The organism is Phyllobacterium sp. K27 (assembly GCF_054796155.1).
The window spans coordinates 2,550,479-2,568,442 of record NZ_CM139240.1 but is presented as its reverse complement, the minus strand read 5'-3'; the positions used below and the strand labels follow the sequence as shown (position 1 = coordinate 2,568,442).

Below are 17,964 nucleotides of genomic sequence, written 5' to 3'. Positions count from 1 at the left end.
CCGCGTGGTTGCGACTTTGACAAAAGATTTGCATAGCGATGCTACTAAAGCCGCATTGCTGATCTTGAAATGCGGCTGTCTCCACAAAAAGCAGGAAAAACTATGCCGAAAACTTCCGACCAGACCGACGTAGGCCTTGACCGTATTTTGACCCTTGAGCTGGTCCGTGTAACTGAGCGCGCCGCTGTTGCCGCCGCTCGCCTACGTGGACGAGGCGATGAAATGGCTGCCGATCAGGCCGCTGTGGATGCAATGCGTCAGGAACTGAATCGCCTGCCAATTGCTGGAACCGTTGTCATCGGTGAAGGCGAACGCGATGAAGCGCCAATGTTGTATATTGGCGAGGAGGTTGGAACACGCAGCGGTCCTGAGGTCGATATTGCGCTTGATCCGTTGGAGGGCACGACGATCTGCGCCAAGAACTTGCCTAATTCCTTGGCAGTTATCGCAATCGCCGAAAAGGGTAACCTGCTCTATGCGCCGGATGTGTATATGGAAAAGATTGCTGTTGGTCCGGGCTACCCGGCCGGGATTGTCAATCTTGACGCGCCAGCAATCGAAAACATCATGGCAGTGGCCAAGGCAAAGGACGTGCCAGTGGGTGAAATAACAGCCTGCATCATGGACCGGCCGCGCCACGCGCGTCTCATTGAGGAAGTTCGTGCCACTGGAGCTTCTATACGCCTGATCGGCGACGGAGACGTTGCAGGCGTTATCCACACGACTGATCCTGATGAAACTGGAATCGACATTTACATCGGCATCGGTGGAGCGCCGGAGGGAGTTCTGGCCGCCGCTGCGCTTCGTTGCATTGGTGGGCAGATGCAGGGACGCTTGCAACTGAACAGCGATGACAAGATAGCCCGCGCGGCCAAGATGGGTATCAGCGATCCCAAGAAAATCTACACGATGGAAGAAATGGCCAAGGGCGACGTGCTTTTCGCCGCAACCGGTGTAACGGATGGCAACATGCTTTCCGGTGTCAAGTTCGCGCGCGATTATATCCAGACCCATACGGTGGTGATGCGTTCTCATTCGCAGACAGTCCGCGAAATCAAGGCGAAGCATCAGGATATGAGTAAGTTCCAATAATAGGCGCTGGATTGGACTTTCGGGGCATTGCATTCCGAGCCGCCGGGTGATTGAACGCTCAGATGAAATCTGAACGGCTCTTCCTCGGCGTGGCACAATCGGCAACTGGTCTGAAGTGGGTCGACCGGCTCGGTCAGCGCGAGGCAAATATCGCGCTGGCCATGGCGCAAAACCACGGCTTCCCGGATATTGTTACACGCGTCCTTGCCGGCCGCGGAGTTGGCCTGGATGACGCGGCTGCCTTTATGGAGCCGACACTTAAGAGCTTGATGCCAGACCCTGCATCTTTGACTGATATGGTGCCTGCGGCAATTCGGATTGCCAGAGCCATCTCCGCTCGTGAGAGTGTTGCAATCTTCGGCGACTATGACGTCGATGGTGCTTGCTCCTCCGCCATTCTCTCGCGTTTTCTGACCCATTATGGCATTGCCAACCGGATATACATTCCAGACCGGATTTTTGAAGGTTATGGCCCCAATCCTGCCGCCATGGAGGAGCTGGCGAAAGAAGCTTCACTGATTGTCACGGTTGATTGCGGAACAAACAGTGCTGCCGCTATTGATGCGGCCAAGGCTGCTGGCGCCGACGTTGTTGTTCTGGATCATCATCAAGTGGGTGGTGATCTGCCTGCAGCCGCACAGGCTATTGTCAATCCAAACCGTGAAGACGATTTGTCCGGTCAGGGACATCTCTGTGCTGCGGGCGTCGTTTTTCTGACGTTGGTGCAAGTATCAAGGGTCTTGCGCGAGCAACAGGTGAAACTCGATACCCACGCCCCAGACTTGCTGTCTTTGCTCGATCTCGTTGCCTTGGCCACAATCTGCGACGTTGTGCCATTGAAAGAGTTGAATCGCGCTTTTGTTGTAAAGGGGCTGCTTGTGGCACGTACCCAGCAAAACATCGGCCTTGCGGCACTGGCGCGCGTCTCGCGGATTGGTGAGCCACTGAATGCGTTTCATTTTGCTTATTTAATCGGTCCGCGCATCAATGCCGGTGGGCGGATTGGCGATGCTGGCTTGGGCGCCCGCCTTTTGACGCTGGACGATCCAGATGAGGCCATGCGTATCGCCCAGGAGCTGGATCGGCTCAACCAAGAGCGTCAGGCGATGGAAGCAATCATGCTTGAACAGGCGGAGGCGGAGGCCATGCTGGAGCTTTCTTCCGCCTTTGGTCCGGCCGTTCTCGTCACAGCCAGCGACGGCTGGCATCCCGGTATCGTTGGGTTGATCGCTGCGCGACTGAAAGAGCGGGCACGCCGTCCGGCTTTTGCCATCGCCTTCAATGCAAATGGCACTGGCAGCGGCTCCGGAAGATCGATCAATGGCTTTGACTTGGGGAAACTTGTAAGAGGCGCAGTGGATCGGGGCCTGCTGGTTAAAGGGGGGGGGCATGCAATGGCTGCTGGAATCACCGTCGAGCGTGGGAAAATGGGCGCTTTGCGGGCATTTTTCGAAGAGCAATCTGCTGCGATGGTCGGACAGTTGCGCGAGAACGCATCGCTCGCGATTGATGGAGCGTTGAGCGCTGCGGGCGCTACAGTTCCACTTTATGAAACGATGGAAAAAGCTGGTCCGTTTGGTTCGGGGCATCCCCAACCAGTGCTTGTTCTTCCCCATCACCGATTGATTGACGCCCGATCCGTGGGGACCAACCATATCAAGGCTACTCTCGCTGGCGCTGACGGCAAACGCATCAATGCAATTGCCTTTCGAGCAGTGGGAAGTGATCTTGGCGACTTCCTTTTCAAACAATTAGGTCAATCCATTCATGTTGCCGGCAATCTAGCGCTCAACCATTGGAACGGGTCAACGACGACACAGTTCCGCATTCTTGATGTGGCAAAAGCTGTCTGAAGCGACACTGCCCTTGCATTTACATCATGCTTATGTTCTTATTTTGTTCTCAATCGAGAACTTTCAACATGCGCAAGCCGACCCACGCAGAAAAGCTCTACCTGGATTTTGACAGCTTTTTTGCCAGCGCTGAACAGCAGCTGAATTCTGCACTGCGAGACAGACCCGTAGCCGTGGTGCCACTGGACTCGCCGCACACAAGCGTTATTGCCGCTAGCCGCCAAGCAAAGCCCTATGGGATCAAGACCGGCACGTCTGTGCGTGAGGCGCGGGAGATGTGCCCGGATATTGTGTTTGTTTCGGCGAGGCCGGATGTTTATGTAAAACTGCACAATCGCATTCTGGAAACAATCGAAAGATGTGTGCCGATTGCCGCAGTGCGTTCGATTGATGAAGTAGCCTGCCATTTGTTGGAGTCGGAGGCGCGGCAAGCGCAGGCTCTAGCAGCAAGAATCAAACGTTTACTGCACGATGAAATCGGGCCGGTTCTGACCTGTTCGATAGGCATCTCTCTCAATGAACTTTTGGCAAAGATTGCAGCGGAGATGGACAAGCCGGACGGATTTGTTTTGCTTGATCATGAAGACCTGCCAGGCAGGCTGTTTGATCTGAAGTTGCGCGACCTGCCGGGTATTTCCAAAGGTATGGAAGGCAGGTTGGAACAGGCCGGGATTGCAGATGTCAGAGGGTTGTGGAACCTTGCGCCCAAGCATGCACGGGCTATCTGGAACAGCGTCGAAGGAGAGCGGTTTGTTTCAGCGCTGCACGGTTATGCGATTGAGAAGCCGGAAACCACAAAGCGTATGTTCGGCCATGGTCGTAATCTGCCTGCGGACTGGAGGGCGCCGGAAAAGGTGCTGCAATGCGCAAGGTTGCTGACATTGAGTGCCGCCCGTCGCCTGCGTCGCTCCCACTACAAAGCCGCGGCAATGAGTTATACGGTTGGTGTTCGGCGTGACAGCCGCGTGACGCTGGAGGGCCAATTCCGGCCTGCGCGTGATGATCGTAGTTTTCTCGATTGTCTCAACAACCTGCACCGGAAAATGATTGAAGCAGGCGAAATGCGAAATATAAGCTCAGTAACAGTGGTCCTGCATGATCTTTCACAGGAGAAAGATGGCGCCGACGATTTGTTTGACACAGGAGAGAGTATCAAGCGACGTGCGCAGTGGGAACGTGTCTCTGATCTGGTCGACGAAATTCGCGTCCGCCATGGATCGAAAGCGCTTAACCTGGGATCGGCTCAAGGCCCTGGTGATTATATTGGCTCAAAGATCGCGTTCGGACGTATTCCTGAACCGGAAGATTTTTAGCTGCCCCAGGAGCTAACTTGAGGCAGCTGAAAAATCAGTAAGCTGCAGTAAAGCGTTGCTGCCTGTGGTTGGGATTGTGAGCTTCATCGAGAATAGCAACCGCAAGATCACTTGCGCTGATTGCACTCTTGCCGTCTGCGTCAAAAACCGGGTTTTCCTTGCCTAGACGATACTTTCCGGTACGCGGGCCAGGCGCAAGACTAAACGGGGGTGAAACGAAGCTCCAGTCGAGTGCGGTTTCGGTGCGTAGATCGTTTAGTGCCTGACGCGCACCAAGTGCACCTTCCTTATATTCAGCTGGAAAATGTTCGCCGTCTACGAACTGTGTGCCGTCCTCTGCATAGAGGCTCCCCGCACCACCAATAACGATCAGACGCTTCACGTCTGCCGACTTGGTTGCCTCGGTAATTGACTTGCTGGCTTTGATGTGGACGGCTTGAATATTCGGGTCTGTCCATCCCGGATTATAAGCAGAAATTACAATGTCATGGCCTTTAAGTTTTTCCGATAAGGCAGCAGTATCCAAAGCATCTGCCTCAATCGCAGTCACGGCACTCAATTTTTCAACGTTTGCGGGATTGCGCACCAAAGCGGTAACGCTGTCGCCGCGCGAAACGGCTTCTTTCAGGATTTCCTTGCCTACAAAACCGGTGGCGCCGATCAATGCAATTTTCATCATATGCTCCTTGATGCAGGTACGCATCGTTTTCTGGTTACTAACGATAACTATCTATGCTAGATGCATTGGTCTGAAAAGAACGCACTTTTTCCGTTTCAGGGCACGCTGGGGTAACCGCCACTGTGTGATATCCAATTTGGGTGATGAAGCTATGACTGTATATGCAAATACCAGTGAGAACGTGCCATTGCTTGAATCCATGCCCGCTATGAGGGCCGAGGATGGTGGATTATGTCCAATGCGGGAGGTACTCGATCTCGTGGGGGATTCGTGGAGCCTTTTGACGATTATCAACCTGCAATCCGGACCGCGCCGCTTTAATGTATTGCGACGCATGATCCAAGGCATTTCGCAGCGTATGTTGACCGTGACCCTGCGTTCGCTGGAACGCGATGGACTTGTGTTGCGCACAGTAAAGCCGACGTCTCCTCCAGAAGTCACTTACGCACTAACCGAGATTGGCCACTCAATAGCGGTGCCAGTGGGGGCTTTGGGCGAGTGGGCGGTTAAAAATCGTGATTATCTGCGAAAGGCACGCGCTGAGTTCGATTTATCGAAATCAGAATAACGGAACTCTGCCCATCGCCTCGCGTTTCTCTAGTTCAAGCAACTTTTGAAAGGAGAATGAAAATGCCGGCAAAATCCCAGGCTCAGCAAAAAGCAGCAGGGGCAGCACTTTCCGCTAAGCGGGGCGACACCAAAAAGAGCGAGCTGAAAGGCGCATCAAAAGGCATGTACGAGTCTATGAGTGAAAAGCAGCTCGAAGAGTTCGCTGAAACCGATCGGAAACATCTGCCTGAGAAAAAAACAAAGCATTGATGACTGGGCGCGTATGCTACTGACAGATGCGCGCCTTACAGCTTTTGCCGTGACATCCGAGATCCAGATGCAAGTTACCCTGATGTGCAGCATCGCCATCCGGACCAATGACGGTCATGAACCGCGCGCAACTTGCTTTGTGCAGCGATGACCAGAACGCCTGCTCTTCCGGCTTGCCTTTCCAACCTGAGCCCAGCTCTGTTGTCTTGCCGTTCTCGAATTTGAACGAAATTATATCGAGCGCGTTGGCAAATGCGTGTTCGGAGACTCGGCCTTTGTGGCCGTTATTGACCTTGCGGCACTGATAGTCCGAACCGGTTGTAATGCTCTCGATCTTCGTCCCGAAATTTTTTCGGGCTTCTTTTTGGATTTCTACTATCCAATTCGCCAATGATCCGGCCATTGCACAATTTGTGATAACAGGCGCTACAAATTTCACAGGATTGTCCTTGCCAATAGCCGTGATTTTCACCGGCGAGCGTTCGCCGCATGCTCCTTCTGAAAGAGGTGGTATTAGCTCGCCCTGTACCTCGCCATTCATAATTGCCGGACAAGCATTTTGGTAAATTCGGTCCGGTGAAACAGCAGGATCAGATTTTTTCATTGTCTCGTCCGGCTCAGGCTCTTTTTCATCATCCCTCTGATTTAGCATAGGACCTTGTTGCTCGGCCTTTGGTGCTTCAGCAGGTTTTGTACCGGGAGTGGGCTGCATCGTTGGTTTCTGACCAGGCACGGGTGTCTCCGGAGCATCGGTCTTTTGTATCTCGCTGGCAGGTTTCGCTTCTGGTTCTGGGGCTTGCGGTGTTGCGGTTACGCGCGGGTTAGCGAGTGGAACTGGTGGAACGCTAGGCAAGGCAGGTTTTGCCGTCCTGCTTTGATGACCGTGCCTGTGCCGCGCATCGACATCGCTGGTGAAACTTACCAATGTGAGACTTGAAACAGATGCAATAAGGGATAGAAGGGTGACTAGATCAAAACGCGATGGACGCGAGAATAGGGTCATTATCGGCTCTACTCCTGTTTGAGCGTATACCCTAACGTGCGAAGTCCGATATCGGTTTCAATTTATATGAGCCGCTGAAACATCGGTCACGCTTGACATCTTCGAACCTTCCAACTAGAAGCCACAACAACGCAGGGCCTAACAGCTCTGCGTTTCATTTGACGTGTCCCGTGGGTGATCTCGCAAAGCGTGCGTGGGTCGCTCTGTCAGTCTTCGAAAACGGAAGGCAGAGGAGGGCGCGTTTCCTTGAATCAGGGTTTTTACGCCTTGGTTTGGTTTTGTTGAAAGGAAATGCGATGAGCAAGCGCGAATCGTCCAAGTATAAAATTGATCGCCGTCTTGGCGAAAACATCTGGGGCCGTCCGAAATCCCCTGTAAACCGCCGTGAATATGGCCCAGGCCAGCACGGTCAGCGTCGCAAGAGCAAGCTGTCCGACTTCGGTGTTCAGCTGCGCGCAAAGCAGAAGCTTAAGGGCTTCTACGGCGACATTTCGGAAAAGCAGTTCCGCAAGACTTATGAAGAAGCTTCCCGTCGCAAGGGCGACACAGGCGAACAGCTCATTGGTCTGCTTGAGTCGCGTCTGGATGCGATCGTGTACCGCGCCAAGTTCGTTCCAACGATCTTCGCAGCGCGTCAGTTCGTCAACCACGGCCATGTTAATGTTAACGGTCGTCGCACCAACATCCAGTCCTACATCTGCAAGGCTGGCGATGTGATCGAAGTTCGCGAAAAGTCAAAGCAGCTCGTGATTGTTCTGGAAGCCGTTCAGCTTGCTGAGCGTGATGTTCCAGAATACATCGAAGTTGATCACACCAAGATGGTTGCCAAGTACAATCGCGTTCCGGCCTTCTCCGATGTGCCATATGCCGTACAGATGGAACCAAATCTGGTCGTCGAATTCTACTCGCGTTAGTCGGGTTTTGAAGTTGTTGAAGAAGCCGCCTGGAGCAATCCTGGCGGCTTTTTTGTTCGAGGACCATAGAGGATGCGGGAATGACTGACCTAAAATCCATCGTCGACAGCGTTTATCACGATCTTTCAGACCGGATCGGTGAGGGCAAACTTGCCGACTATATTCCCGAATTAGCGACAGTGGATCCCAAGCAGTTTGGCATTGCTCTGGTCACGACGGATGGAAAGCTCTACTCTGCCGGCGATGCCGATACGGCTTTCTCGATCCAGAGTATCTCAAAGGTTTTCACCCTCACTTTGGCGCTGGGCAAGATCGGCGACGGGCTGTGGAAAAGAGTTGGTCGCGAGCCTTCAGGCAATGCATTCAATTCCATTGTGCAGCTAGAGCAGGAGAAGGGAAAACCGCGGAACCCCTTTATCAATGCCGGCGCAATTGCGGTGGCGGATGTGGTTTTGGGCGGGCATGTTCCCAAAGAAGCCATTGGCGAGATCGTGCAGTTCATTCGCCAGTTGGCCGATGATGATACAATAGCGATTGATCACAATGTGGCCCGTTCGGAGACAAATACCGGATATCGCAATGTTGCGCTCGCTAACTTCATGCGATCGTTCAACAACCTCAATCATCCTGCCGAGCATGTTCTGGGCGTTTACTTCCATCATTGCGCTGTAGCCATGACTTGCCATCAGCTAGCCCATGCGGGGCTCTATCTTGCGTCGGGCGGCCGCAATCCTCTAAGTGGCGGGAGTGTCGTTTCCCCCAGTCGTGCACGCCGGATCAACGCATTGATGCTCATGTGCGGGCATTATGATGGTTCCGGCGATTTTGCCTATCGCGTTGGGCTTCCGGGCAAAAGCGGTGTCGGTGGTGGAATTCTGGCTATTGCTCCGGGGAAGGCTTCGATTGCAGTGTGGTCTCCAGGGCTGAACGAGAACGGTAATTCACAGCTTGGCTCGGCAGCTCTTGAGCTTTTGGCCCAGCGAACCGGCTGGTCGGTATTCGGATAACGACCAAGCATTGCATTGCCGGCATTTGCAATGCAATGAAGGCATAGTGAGGTGTTTCCATGACTATTCATAATCTGGATATTGCAGAGAACTCTGGCTGCCATCCGATGTTCTTAGGGGCGCCATCCGGCGTTGAATTCAACAAGCTGCGCAAGCGGCTGCTGCGTAATACGCGGCAGGCACTTGAAGATTTTGCCATGGTAAAACCAGGTGAACGTTGGCTTGTGGGGCTTTCTGGTGGCAAAGACTCGTATGGACTGCTCGCACTGTTGCTTGATTTGAAATGGCGTGGGCTGCTGCCAGTTGATCTGATTGCGTGCAATCTCGATCAGGGCCAGCCAAACTTTCCAAAACATATCCTGCCGGAATTTTTGACCCGCAACGGCATTGAACATCGCATTGAGTATAAAGACACCTATTCAGTCGTCACTGAAAAGGTTGCGGAAAACCAAACCTATTGCTCTCTTTGCTCACGACTAAGGCGCGGTCACCTTTATCGCGTGGCGCGCGAGGAGGGTTGTTCCGCACTGGTTCTTGGGCACCACCGCGAAGATATTCTCGAAACATTTCTAATGAATCTCTTTCACGGGGGCAGGTTGGCGGCAATGCCGCCAAAATTGCTGAACGATGATGGAGATCTAATGCTGCTCCGACCGCTAAGTTATTGCGCTGAAGATGATCTGGAGAAATTTGCGCAGACAATGCAATTTCCTATCATACCTTGCGACCTGTGCGGCAGTCAGGACGGGCTTCAGAGAAACATGATGAAGGCCATGCTTGCCGATATCGAAAAACGCATGCCGGGACGCAAGGAAATTATGATTCGCGCTCTTGCCAACACACGTCCCAGCCATCTACTGGACCGCAAGATTTTCGATTTTACAGGCCTTTCCTTGAAGGAAAATACCGGCGAATAAGGTTGAAAAGGCCTCAAACGGGATTGTTGTGTGGCCTGAACAGTTTGCCCCGCTCCGCGATGAGAACGAACACCAGACCGATCAATGACAGTACAAAGAAGCCTGCGACTAATGGCGTTGTGGTGCCATCAAAGGCCTGCCCGATCAAAGCGCCAATTGCGCCGCCACCAGCCGTCCCCATAAAGCCAAGAACCGACGACGCGGTACCCGCTACGTGCCCCAATGGTTCCATCGCAAGAGAGTTGAAGTTGGAACCGATCCAGCCGAATTGGAACATGGCTACTGCAAAGAACAGAAAATAGAGCACAAATGGCGTGGGATGAGGTCCGAGCAATGTCACCAGCAGCCAGAGGCCATTAATTGTTAGAAAGGCCAAGAGCGCGCCGTGGGACAAGCGGCGCATGCCAAAGCGGCCGACGAAACGTGAATTCACGAATGACGAGAACGCCATCGTTACGGCTACACCTGCAAACGCGACGGGAAACCACACGCCGAGCTGGTAAATGCCGACATAGATCTGCTGTGCAGAATTGATAAAGCCGAACAGCGCGCCAAAGATGAATGCACTTGCCAGCGTATAGCAAAGGGCCACGCGGTTCGTCAGAACAATGATGAAACCACGGCTTACCGATTTCAATGTAAAGGGCCGCATATCCGCTGGATCAAGTGTCTCAGGCAAGCGGATATAGACCCAGCACATCACGGCAGCTGCGATAACTGCCATGAAGATGAAGATCAGATGCCAATTTCCGAAAAGCATAACCGCTTGGCCGGTTCCCGGAGCAATGACCGGAACGACCATAAATACCATCATGATGAGAGACATGACTTCCGCCATCATCCGTCCACCGTAAACGTCGCGAACAATCGAGATCGTTATTACGCGTGTTGCCGCTGATCCGATACCTTGGAGCAAGCGGAAAAACAGCAAAGAAGCAAAACTTGGCACGAACACGCATGCCAATGCGGAAAGGATGTAAATCACCAATCCGACGAACATAGGTTTGCGCCGACCAAAACGATCAGAGATCGGGCCGTAGAAGAGCTGCGAAACCGCAAAGCCCATGAGATAGGCTGAAATTACATACTGGCGATGATTTTCGCTGGCCACGCCAAGGCTCGCGCCAATTTCCTGAAGGCCGGGTAGCATGATGTCGATGGCAAGGGCATTGAGTGCCATTAAAGCCGCCATCATTGCGATAAACTCAATCTTGGTCATACCGCCAAGGCTGGGACTTGAAGTTGAGTTAGACGTATTCATTTCAAACCTGCAAACGCTACCCGTTAAAGCCCAGGCAGTGACAGGTAGGAAGTGCTTTTTGAGCGTCGATCGACGATAGCTCCAAACCACAACACTGTGCTGTCATCACTGAAATCTTTACGGACCCTGAAACAACGACAAAGGCGTCGGTGTGCCCGACGCCTTTAGAATGTAATTCCGCTAAAGCGCGGAACAGATTGAATTAATTGCGTAATCAGGCGGCCTTTGTGGCAACACCCTTTTCGCTGAAGAGGGATTGAAGTTCGCCAGCTTGGAACATTTCACGGATAATATCGCAACCGCCGACAAATTCGCCTTTAACGTAAAGCTGTGGGATTGTCGGCCAGTTCGAATACTCTTTGATGCCTTGGCGCAACTCGTCGGAGGTAAGGATATTCACACCCTTATAGTCAACGCCCACATAATCGAGTATCTGCACGACCTGACCGGAAAAGCCGCACTGAGGAAACCCCGGTGTGCCTTTCATAAAAAGAACAACGTCATTGCCCTTCACTTCATTGTCGATAAATTCATTGATACCGCTCATTTCGGCAAACCTTCCTACCAAATACGACGAATCGCAATTATTGGTCCAAACTGATCTTTATAACAAATAGCGCTTCAATTCTGCCAAAACAAGGCTAGTGCCCATATCAACTTTCCAATTTGCCTTGTTTTTTGATGATGGCAGTATCAAAGTCACCCGTCAGCTTAGCGGAAAGATTGATGGAAAAACATCGACCGCCAGCGCTGATCATGGCAATATTTGGACCAAAAACCTATTCCGGTGCGCTGGTCTGTAGGGCGAGGGCATGCAGGACGCCGCCCATATTACCTTTCAGAGCGTCATAAACCATCTGATGCTGCTGAACGCGAGACTTACCGCGAAAGCTCTCGGCCACAACTTCCGCGGCATAGTGATCGCCGTCCCCCGCCAGATCTCGAATGGTAATTTTTGCATCGGGAATGGCGTCTTGAATCATTTTTTCGATATCACGTGCGTCCATTGCCATGTGTCGTTCTCCTCAAGCGGCCTGATCTTTTTGGTTCGCCAGTCCGTTCATATAGTCAGGAAACCACGATTCGTGAGCGGTTGTCAGGTCTGCTACTGATATGGAGAGCAACTGTCCGATCGTCAATGTATCGCCTTCAACGGTACCGAGCTTGCGGAACGGAATTCCGGAGCCTTCAGCATTGAGCGTCACGAAATTTGCCATATCAGCCGGTACGGCGATAACGTACCGCGCCTGGTCCTCACCGAAGAGCAAGGCGTGCGGCGAATCTTCACCAACCGCTACTGAAGCGCCTTTGCCGGATGCCATGCACATTTCAGCCAGAGCAATGGCAAGCCCGCCATCTGACAAATCATGGCAGGCCGTCACTTGGTCATTGCGAATTGCCGAACGGACGAAATCGCCATTGCGCTTCTCGACAGCAAGGTCAACGGCTGGAGCCGGTCCATCCGAGCGGCCATGGAGATCGCGCAGATAGATTGATTGCCCGAGATGTGCGCCATCGGCACCAATGAGGATCAGGACGTTCCCATTTGCCATTCCGCCGATCTTGGCCGTTTTGGACCAATCTGGAATGAGACCAACACCGGCAATCGTTGGGGTTGGCAAGATGGCTTGTCCATTGGTTTCATTATACAGCGAGACATTGCCAGAAACGATCGGGAAGGCGAGTGCACGGCAAGCATCGCCTATGCCCCCAATAGCCTTGACCAACTGGCCCATGATCTCAGGCCGCTCCGGATTGCCGAAATTAAGATTGTCAGTGGCGGCGAGCGGCTCTGCGCCGACAGCCGTAAGGTTACGCCAGCATTCAGCAACAGCCTGCTTGCCGCCCTCATAAGGGTCAGCCTCGCAGTAACGTGGTGTCACGTCTGACGAGAAGGCGAGTGCCTTCGTAGGATGACCTTCAACGCGAACCACGCCGGCATCGCCGCCAGGCAACTGCAACGAGTTGCCCTGAATCAGCGTATCATACTGCTCATAAACCCAGCGGCGTGATGACAAATCTGCCGAATTGAGCATCTGCAACAATGCTGCGCCGTAATCGTCAACCTGCGGAACATTTGCGGCAGGCAGCGGAGCATGTTTGCCGGGCTCCATCCAAGGGCGGTCATATTCCGGAGCTTGATCGCCAAGATCCTTGATGGGAAGATTGGCCACTTCATCGCCCTGATGCATGACGCGGAAGCGAAGGTCATCGGTGGTGTGGCCGACAATGGCAAAATCCAAACCCCATTTTTTGAAAATGGCCTGCGCTTCTTCTTCTTTTTCCGGACGTAGAACCATGAGCATGCGCTCCTGGCTTTCGGAAAGCATCATTTCGTAAGCGGTCATACGCTCTTCGCGGACCGGCACCTTGTCCAAAATGAGTTCGATACCGAGATTGCCCTTGGCGCCCATTTCGACAGCAGAACAAGTCAGACCAGCAGCGCCCATATCTTGAATGGCGATCACCGCTCCTGAGGCCATCAGTTCAAGCGAGGCTTCCAGCAAGCACTTTTCAGTAAAGGGGTCGCCGACCTGAACAGTTGGACGCTTTTCTTCGATTGACTCGTCAAATTCGGCAGAAGCCATCGTCGCGCCGCCAACACCATCGCGTCCGGTTTTGGCACCGAGGTAAACGACGGGAAGGCCAACACCCTTGGCTTCTGACAAGAAGATTCCATCCGTTTTGGCCAGACCAGCGGCGAATGCATTTACGAGGATATTGCCATTGTAGCGCGCGTCGAAATTGACTTCGCCGCCAACTGTCGGCACGCCGAAAGAATTGCCATAGCCGCCAACACCTTCGACGACGCCGGATACAAGGTGGCGGGTCTTGGGGTGCGCAGGTTCGCCAAAGCGCAAGGCATTCATTGCGGCAATCGGGCGGGCACCCATGGTGAACACATCGCGCAAAATGCCGCCAACGCCAGTGGCAGCGCCCTGATAGGGTTCAATATAAGATGGATGATTGTGGCTTTCCATTTTGAAGACAACACAGTCGCCATCACCAATATCGACCACTCCGGCATTTTCGCCAGGACCCTGGATGACCTGCGGGCCGGTGGTCGGCAATGTGCGCAGCCATTTCTTGGATGATTTGTACGAGCAATGCTCGTTCCACATGGCGGAGAAAATGCCAAGCTCGGTAAAGCTGGGCTCGCGTCCGATCAGATCGAGAATGCGTTGATATTCGTCCGGCTTCAGCCCGTGCGAGGCGATGAGTTCCGGTGTGATCTGAACTGTGTTGGAAAGACCCATGAGCAATATCAATTCCGTTGTGCGTTAAGCGGTTCTCTTAGAGCAATTTGCAACGGGAATACACCATGTGAGAGTGAAAAAAGCACGGGGAATCACCGAAAAATACCCTATCAAGCGCTGGTAGGTAATGCTGTGACGGCTGGCGGCGGTTTGCGCCGCCAGCCAGCTTCAACGATTGTCGAGTTCTGACCGGACCAGTTGCAGGCCCCGTCGCGTTACCCGATAAGGTCCGCCACCCGACGAGGCGATTGCTTTCTTTTGTTTCAGTTTTCGAAATAGCCTTAGATCACAGGCGGTATATCGGGCACCATCGCGTGTAAGGCATATGATGTCTCGGATAGTCTTGCGCTCATCCTTTTCAAGAAGAATTTTGCCGCCTTGGGCGAGCAGGTGAAGAATGCGCTGTTCATCGCGCGAAATGTCCATTTTATCAAGTCCCGGAAAACGGGCAAAAATGCCCATAAGAACACGTCCGCAGCCGGTTTGAATTGGCGCGGGGCTCCTGTTTTCATGCCCCTGACTTCAAAGAAGTCGGGGCTTTAGCGGGACTCAGACTGATTGGACATAAAAACTCCATCGGGATGATGGTTATATAATGATGCAGAGAAGGACTGTCAAAGGAGGTGTGCTTGCCCTCTCATTTTCGCGCGAATTTCAAACTGTGGTCAGTCTCCCATAAGCCAGAATGAACGCGATTAACGATCCCATGCTTGCAAGGGTGCGGACGTGATTCCATGGCACCCACTCAGCGAGATAGCGCGTCCACAGCGCCGTGCCTTCTGTGCTCGCAGGTTCGACGGCTTGCAGCGCGTCATTGAGCGGGACATTAAACAGTATGGTAACGGCGATTATGCCGATCAAGTAAAGCACACTGCCTATGAGCAGCCATGCCGAACCCGGATCTGTCCAGCGCAGCACGCTGATAACACCGAGCGCGATACACAACAGAGCGGTGCCGAAGAAGGCGATGCCGAATGTTGCGTTCAGGATCGTCGCATTAATTGAGTTCATGGCGGCAATACCCTGTTCGGGCGGAAGCTTTGAAAATGCTGTCATGATGAAGCTGGAAAATGCGAAGAAAAGGCCTGCCATAATGCCGCTTCCCAAGGCAGCAATTACGGTTAGAGCGGGCAAAAGCATAATCATATTCTCTTCTCCAAATTCCGGTGGCTATTAAGGGGGCGGTCTTGGCAGAGGTTGAGCATTTCAAGCGTATAATTATATGCGACAGGAGGGAAGATGCGAAACTTCCAAGCTGAAAACGTCAGAATCACTTGCCTCATAAGCCGGATTGCACTAGCCACTATTCAGATATTTTCAGTCAGGAACGACAGAACAGCATGACTCTTGTTGATACCCGCACGCCCGAACCCAAGCGTTTTGTTTCAGGTGCCACAGGCGATTGGGAAATCGTCATCGGTATGGAAGTCCATGCCCAGGTAACATCCAATTCAAAGCTGTTTTCTGGTGCATCCACGACATTTGGCGCAGGCCCTAACGAGAATGTTTCACTGGTGGATGCCGCAATGCCCGGTATGCTTCCGGTCATCAACGAATGGTGTGTGCGTCAGGCGATCCGCACCGGTCTTGGCCTCAAGGCACAAATCAATCTGAAATCCGTGTTCGATCGCAAGAACTACTTCTATCCGGATTTGCCGCAAGGCTATCAGATTTCACAATTCAAGCAGCCAATTGTCGGCGAAGGTACGATGATTATTTCGGTCGGCCCCGATAAAAAAGGCGAGTTTGAAGACATTGAAATCGGCATTGAACGCCTGCATCTGGAACAGGACGCCGGCAAGTCGCTGCATGATCAGAACCCCACAATGTCCTATGTGGATTTGAACCGTTCCGGTGTTGCTTTGATGGAAATTGTATCCAAGCCGGATATGCGCTCTTCAGACGAAGCCAAGGCCTATTTGACCAAGCTACGCACAATTGTGCGCTATCTCGGTACCTGTGACGGCAACATGGACGAAGGTTCCATGCGCGCTGACGTTAACGTTTCTGTGCGTAAGCCGGGCGGTGAGTTTGGTACGCGCTGCGAGATCAAGAATGTCAACTCAATCCGCTTCGTTGGTCAAGCAATCGAATATGAGGCGCGTCGCCAGATCGCTATCCTCGAAGATGGTGGCTCCATTGATCAGGAAACCCGCCTGTTTGATCCGACAAAGGGCGAAACACGTTCCATGCGCTCCAAGGAAGAGGCGCATGATTACCGCTATTTCCCCGATCCTGATTTGCTGCCACTGGAGTTTACGCAAGCCTATGTCGATGAGTTAAAGGCTGATCTGCCGGAACTACCTGATGATAAGAAAGCGCGGCTGGTGTCCAGTCTTGGGCTATCTGTTTATGACGCCTCCATTCTTGTTACAGAGAAGGCGATTGCCGATTATTATGAAGCAGTTGCCAAAGGTCGTGATGGCAAATTATCGGCAAATTGGGTGATCAACGATCTTCTCGGTGCATTAAACAAGGCCGGTAAGGGCATTGATGAGTCGCCTGTCACGCCAGACCAGCTTGGTGCGGTAATCGATCTTATCAAAGAGGGCGTTATTTCCGGTAAGATTGCCAAAGATTTATTCGAGATTATCTGGAACGAAGGCGGCGACCCGCGAGAAGTGGTCGAAAGCCGCGGTATGAAACAGGTCACGGATACCGGCGCCATCGAGAAAGCCGTTGACGAAATCATCGCTGCCAATCCCGATAAAGTCGAACAGGCCAAGGCTAAGCCTAGTCTTGCTGGCTGGTTTGTGGGGCAAGTCATGAAATCAACTGGTGGCAAGGCCAACCCACAGGTCCTAAGCGATCTGGTCAAGGCCAAGCTGGGGATCACCGAATAAATGTGGGTCCGCAGCGCAACCAAGGAAGATCTGAGCGCTGTCCGCGACTTGCTGGTTGAGACTTGGCATGCGACCTATGATGATGTGTACGGGGTTGAGAAGGTCAACGACATCACAGCCCGCTACCATTCGCTGGAAGCGCTCAAGAAGCAACTGGCAAAGCCTTATTCAGAATTTATCATAGTGGATGATGGCGCCGACATTCTCGGCATGGCCTATGCTTCGCAAAGAGATCACAAGCTTTCAATTCTCAATCAGCTTTATGTCCACCCCCAACACCAGAAGAAGGGCGTCGGCTCATTGCTGCTAGCTGAGGTCGAAAGTGCATTTCCAGGCGTTTTTACTTTGCAACTGGAAGTCATCGATAAGAATCAGAATGCCATTGAGTTCTATGAGAGCAGGGGATTTGAGAAAACCAGCACTCGCATTGACGATTGGGGGCAGCTCAATTCCGGTATTTCAGTGATTGTTCTTGAAAAACCTCTGACAGGATATGAACTTGCCCCATGAGCTTCGGAGTTGATATCAGTTTCCGTGAAGCAATAGTTGAAGATCTGCCCATACTCGTAGCATTATTTGCAGATGATCCCGTTGGGGACCATAATGATACCACCGATGTCATGGCTTTTCCCGCCTATGAAAATGCGTTTTCTGCAATCCAGGACAGCGCGAATGATCGGATTTTCGTTGGCGTTCTAAACGGTGAAGTCGTTGCAACAGCACAAATTACGTTCATAACGTCGCTCACAGGGCGTGGAAGTACGCGCATGATGATCGAGGCAGTTCAAACGCGCGCCGATATGCGCGGCAAGGGAATTGGACGGCTTTTGATTACGCATTGCCTGCAAGTCGGACGCCAACACGGTGCTGATTCAGCACAACTGACATCGAACAATCAACGACAGGATGCTCATCGTTTTTATGAACGGCTGGGTTTTGAGAAGTCCCATTCAGGCTTCAAACTGAAATTGAAAGCCGGTCCAGCGTCAACTTGACCCTTGCTATC

General features: G+C 52.6%; 19 protein-coding genes. 11 read left to right on the top strand and 8 right to left on the bottom strand.

What is annotated here, in order from left to right; genetic code table 11:
* Positions 1 to 102: 102 nt before the first annotated feature.
* The 3 genes from glpX to ACYJL1_RS12535 all read left to right on the top strand — a co-directional run bounded on the left by glpX (position 103) and on the right by ACYJL1_RS12535 (position 4,258).
* Positions 103 to 1,092: a class II fructose-bisphosphatase gene (glpX, locus tag ACYJL1_RS12545; protein ID WP_460895693.1), complete on the top strand. Its 990-nt coding sequence runs from the start codon at positions 103 to 105 to the stop codon at positions 1,090 to 1,092.
* Between the two features lie 62 nt (positions 1,093 to 1,154).
* On the top strand, positions 1,155 to 2,945 hold the full coding sequence (gene recJ / locus ACYJL1_RS12540; RefSeq protein WP_460895692.1) for a single-stranded-DNA-specific exonuclease RecJ: 1,791 nt from the start codon (positions 1,155 to 1,157) through the stop codon (positions 2,943 to 2,945).
* A 68-nt stretch (positions 2,946 to 3,013) separates the two neighbouring features.
* Positions 3,014 to 4,258: a Y-family DNA polymerase gene (locus ACYJL1_RS12535; protein WP_460895691.1), complete on the top strand. Its 1,245-nt coding sequence runs from the start codon at positions 3,014 to 3,016 to the stop codon at positions 4,256 to 4,258.
* 34 nt (positions 4,259 to 4,292) lie between these two features.
* Here the strand turns inward: ACYJL1_RS12535 and ACYJL1_RS12530 are convergent, their stop codons facing one another.
* Positions 4,293 to 4,937, bottom strand: coding sequence for an NAD(P)-dependent oxidoreductase (locus tag ACYJL1_RS12530; RefSeq protein ID WP_460895690.1), 645 nt, complete (start codon positions 4,935 to 4,937; stop codon positions 4,293 to 4,295).
* 151 nt (positions 4,938 to 5,088) lie between these two features.
* Here ACYJL1_RS12530 and ACYJL1_RS12525 point away from each other — a divergent pair, with 151 nt between their 5' ends.
* Positions 5,089 to 5,505, top strand: a complete 417-nt coding sequence (locus ACYJL1_RS12525; RefSeq protein ID WP_460895689.1) for a winged helix-turn-helix transcriptional regulator — start codon at positions 5,089 to 5,091, stop codon at positions 5,503 to 5,505.
* A gap of 62 nt (positions 5,506 to 5,567) precedes the next feature.
* Entirely contained in the window at positions 5,568 to 5,756 is a 189-nt protein-coding gene (locus ACYJL1_RS12520) for a DUF3008 family protein (RefSeq protein ID WP_460895688.1), read from the top strand.
* A gap of 16 nt (positions 5,757 to 5,772) precedes the next feature.
* On the opposite strand, the gene ACYJL1_RS12515 is transcribed toward ACYJL1_RS12520, so the two are convergent.
* A complete protein-coding gene (locus ACYJL1_RS12515; RefSeq protein ID WP_460895687.1) occupies positions 5,773 to 6,759 on the bottom strand; it encodes an extensin-like domain-containing protein in 987 nt (328 codons plus the stop codon).
* 296 nt (positions 6,760 to 7,055) lie between these two features.
* On the opposite strand from ACYJL1_RS12515, the gene rpsD reads away from it, so the two are divergent.
* The 3 genes from rpsD (at position 7,056) to ttcA (ending at position 9,597) form a co-directional block, all read left to right on the top strand.
* Positions 7,056 to 7,673, top strand: coding sequence for a 30S ribosomal protein S4 (gene rpsD, locus ACYJL1_RS12510; RefSeq protein ID WP_008120815.1), 618 nt, complete (start codon positions 7,056 to 7,058; stop codon positions 7,671 to 7,673).
* Between the two features lie 80 nt (positions 7,674 to 7,753).
* The gene (locus tag ACYJL1_RS12505; RefSeq protein ID WP_460895686.1) at positions 7,754 to 8,680 is read left to right on the top strand and encodes a glutaminase; all 927 of its coding nucleotides are present in this window, start codon (positions 7,754 to 7,756) and stop codon (positions 8,678 to 8,680) included.
* A gap of 59 nt (positions 8,681 to 8,739) precedes the next feature.
* Positions 8,740 to 9,597 (top strand): tRNA 2-thiocytidine(32) synthetase TtcA, encoded by an 858-nt coding sequence (ttcA, locus tag ACYJL1_RS12500; protein WP_460895685.1) that lies wholly within the window; start codon positions 8,740 to 8,742, stop codon positions 9,595 to 9,597.
* Positions 9,598 to 9,610: 13 nt separating this feature from the next.
* Here ttcA and ACYJL1_RS12495 read toward each other — a convergent pair whose 3' ends face one another.
* The 6 genes from ACYJL1_RS12495 to ACYJL1_RS12470 form a co-directional block, all read right to left on the bottom strand.
* Positions 9,611 to 10,816 (bottom strand): multidrug effflux MFS transporter, encoded by a 1,206-nt coding sequence (locus tag ACYJL1_RS12495; protein WP_460898030.1) that lies wholly within the window; start codon positions 10,814 to 10,816, stop codon positions 9,611 to 9,613.
* Between the two features lie 256 nt (positions 10,817 to 11,072).
* Positions 11,073 to 11,405, bottom strand: coding sequence for a Grx4 family monothiol glutaredoxin (grxD, locus tag ACYJL1_RS12490; RefSeq protein WP_460895684.1), 333 nt, complete (start codon positions 11,403 to 11,405; stop codon positions 11,073 to 11,075).
* A 232-nt stretch (positions 11,406 to 11,637) separates the two neighbouring features.
* Positions 11,638 to 11,871: a BolA/IbaG family iron-sulfur metabolism protein gene (locus ACYJL1_RS12485; RefSeq protein WP_008120822.1), complete on the bottom strand. Its 234-nt coding sequence runs from the start codon at positions 11,869 to 11,871 to the stop codon at positions 11,638 to 11,640.
* A gap of 12 nt (positions 11,872 to 11,883) precedes the next feature.
* The gene (gene purL / locus ACYJL1_RS12480) at positions 11,884 to 14,115 is read right to left on the bottom strand and encodes a phosphoribosylformylglycinamidine synthase subunit PurL (protein ID WP_460895683.1); all 2,232 of its coding nucleotides are present in this window, start codon (positions 14,113 to 14,115) and stop codon (positions 11,884 to 11,886) included.
* 168 nt (positions 14,116 to 14,283) lie between these two features.
* The gene (locus tag ACYJL1_RS12475; protein WP_460898029.1) at positions 14,284 to 14,541 is read right to left on the bottom strand and encodes a YjhX family toxin; all 258 of its coding nucleotides are present in this window, start codon (positions 14,539 to 14,541) and stop codon (positions 14,284 to 14,286) included.
* A gap of 228 nt (positions 14,542 to 14,769) precedes the next feature.
* On the bottom strand, positions 14,770 to 15,261 hold the full coding sequence (locus ACYJL1_RS12470; protein ID WP_460895682.1) for an anthrone oxygenase family protein: 492 nt from the start codon (positions 15,259 to 15,261) through the stop codon (positions 14,770 to 14,772).
* Between the two features lie 194 nt (positions 15,262 to 15,455).
* On the opposite strand from ACYJL1_RS12470, the gene gatB reads away from it, so the two are divergent.
* Genes gatB through ACYJL1_RS12455 form a run of 3 tightly spaced genes read left to right on the top strand, consistent with a single transcriptional unit; the run spans position 15,456 to position 17,953 of the window.
* Positions 15,456 to 16,958 (top strand): Asp-tRNA(Asn)/Glu-tRNA(Gln) amidotransferase subunit GatB, encoded by a 1,503-nt coding sequence (gatB, locus tag ACYJL1_RS12465; protein ID WP_460895681.1) that lies wholly within the window; start codon positions 15,456 to 15,458, stop codon positions 16,956 to 16,958.
* Positions 16,959 to 17,468, top strand: coding sequence for a GNAT family N-acetyltransferase (locus tag ACYJL1_RS12460; protein ID WP_460895680.1), 510 nt, complete (start codon positions 16,959 to 16,961; stop codon positions 17,466 to 17,468).
* Complete coding sequence (locus ACYJL1_RS12455; RefSeq protein ID WP_460895679.1) at positions 17,465 to 17,953, top strand: GNAT family N-acetyltransferase; 489 nt, start codon at positions 17,465 to 17,467, stop codon at positions 17,951 to 17,953. The genes ACYJL1_RS12460 and ACYJL1_RS12455 overlap by 4 nt, the downstream gene beginning before the upstream one ends.
* The last annotated feature ends 11 nt before the right edge of the window (positions 17,954 to 17,964 follow it).

Coding starts and splice junctions, on each gene's coding strand:
- glpX (WP_460895693.1), top strand. CDS start 103: ATGCCGAAAACTTCCGACCAGACCGACGTAGGCCTTGACCGTATTTTG.
- recJ (WP_460895692.1), top strand. CDS start 1,155: ATGAAATCTGAACGGCTCTTCCTCGGCGTGGCACAATCGGCAACTGGT.
- ACYJL1_RS12535 (WP_460895691.1), top strand. CDS start 3,014: ATGCGCAAGCCGACCCACGCAGAAAAGCTCTACCTGGATTTTGACAGC.
- ACYJL1_RS12530 (WP_460895690.1), bottom strand. CDS start 4,937: ATGATGAAAATTGCATTGATCGGCGCCACCGGTTTTGTAGGCAAGGAA.
- ACYJL1_RS12525 (WP_460895689.1), top strand. CDS start 5,089: ATGACTGTATATGCAAATACCAGTGAGAACGTGCCATTGCTTGAATCC.
- ACYJL1_RS12520 (WP_460895688.1), top strand. CDS start 5,568: ATGCCGGCAAAATCCCAGGCTCAGCAAAAAGCAGCAGGGGCAGCACTT.
- ACYJL1_RS12515 (WP_460895687.1), bottom strand. CDS start 6,759: ATGACCCTATTCTCGCGTCCATCGCGTTTTGATCTAGTCACCCTTCTA.
- rpsD (WP_008120815.1), top strand. CDS start 7,056: ATGAGCAAGCGCGAATCGTCCAAGTATAAAATTGATCGCCGTCTTGGC.
- ACYJL1_RS12505 (WP_460895686.1), top strand. CDS start 7,754: ATGACTGACCTAAAATCCATCGTCGACAGCGTTTATCACGATCTTTCA.
- ttcA (WP_460895685.1), top strand. CDS start 8,740: ATGACTATTCATAATCTGGATATTGCAGAGAACTCTGGCTGCCATCCG.
- ACYJL1_RS12495 (WP_460898030.1), bottom strand. CDS start 10,816: ATGACCAAGATTGAGTTTATCGCAATGATGGCGGCTTTAATGGCACTC.
- grxD (WP_460895684.1), bottom strand. CDS start 11,405: ATGAGCGGTATCAATGAATTTATCGACAATGAAGTGAAGGGCAATGAC.
- ACYJL1_RS12485 (WP_008120822.1), bottom strand. CDS start 11,871: ATGGCAATGGACGCACGTGATATCGAAAAAATGATTCAAGACGCCATT.
- purL (WP_460895683.1), bottom strand. CDS start 14,115: ATGGGTCTTTCCAACACAGTTCAGATCACACCGGAACTCATCGCCTCG.
- ACYJL1_RS12475 (WP_460898029.1), bottom strand. CDS start 14,541: ATGGACATTTCGCGCGATGAACAGCGCATTCTTCACCTGCTCGCCCAA.
- ACYJL1_RS12470 (WP_460895682.1), bottom strand. CDS start 15,261: ATGATTATGCTTTTGCCCGCTCTAACCGTAATTGCTGCCTTGGGAAGC.
- gatB (WP_460895681.1), top strand. CDS start 15,456: ATGACTCTTGTTGATACCCGCACGCCCGAACCCAAGCGTTTTGTTTCA.
- ACYJL1_RS12460 (WP_460895680.1), top strand. CDS start 16,959: ATGTGGGTCCGCAGCGCAACCAAGGAAGATCTGAGCGCTGTCCGCGAC.
- ACYJL1_RS12455 (WP_460895679.1), top strand. CDS start 17,465: ATGAGCTTCGGAGTTGATATCAGTTTCCGTGAAGCAATAGTTGAAGAT.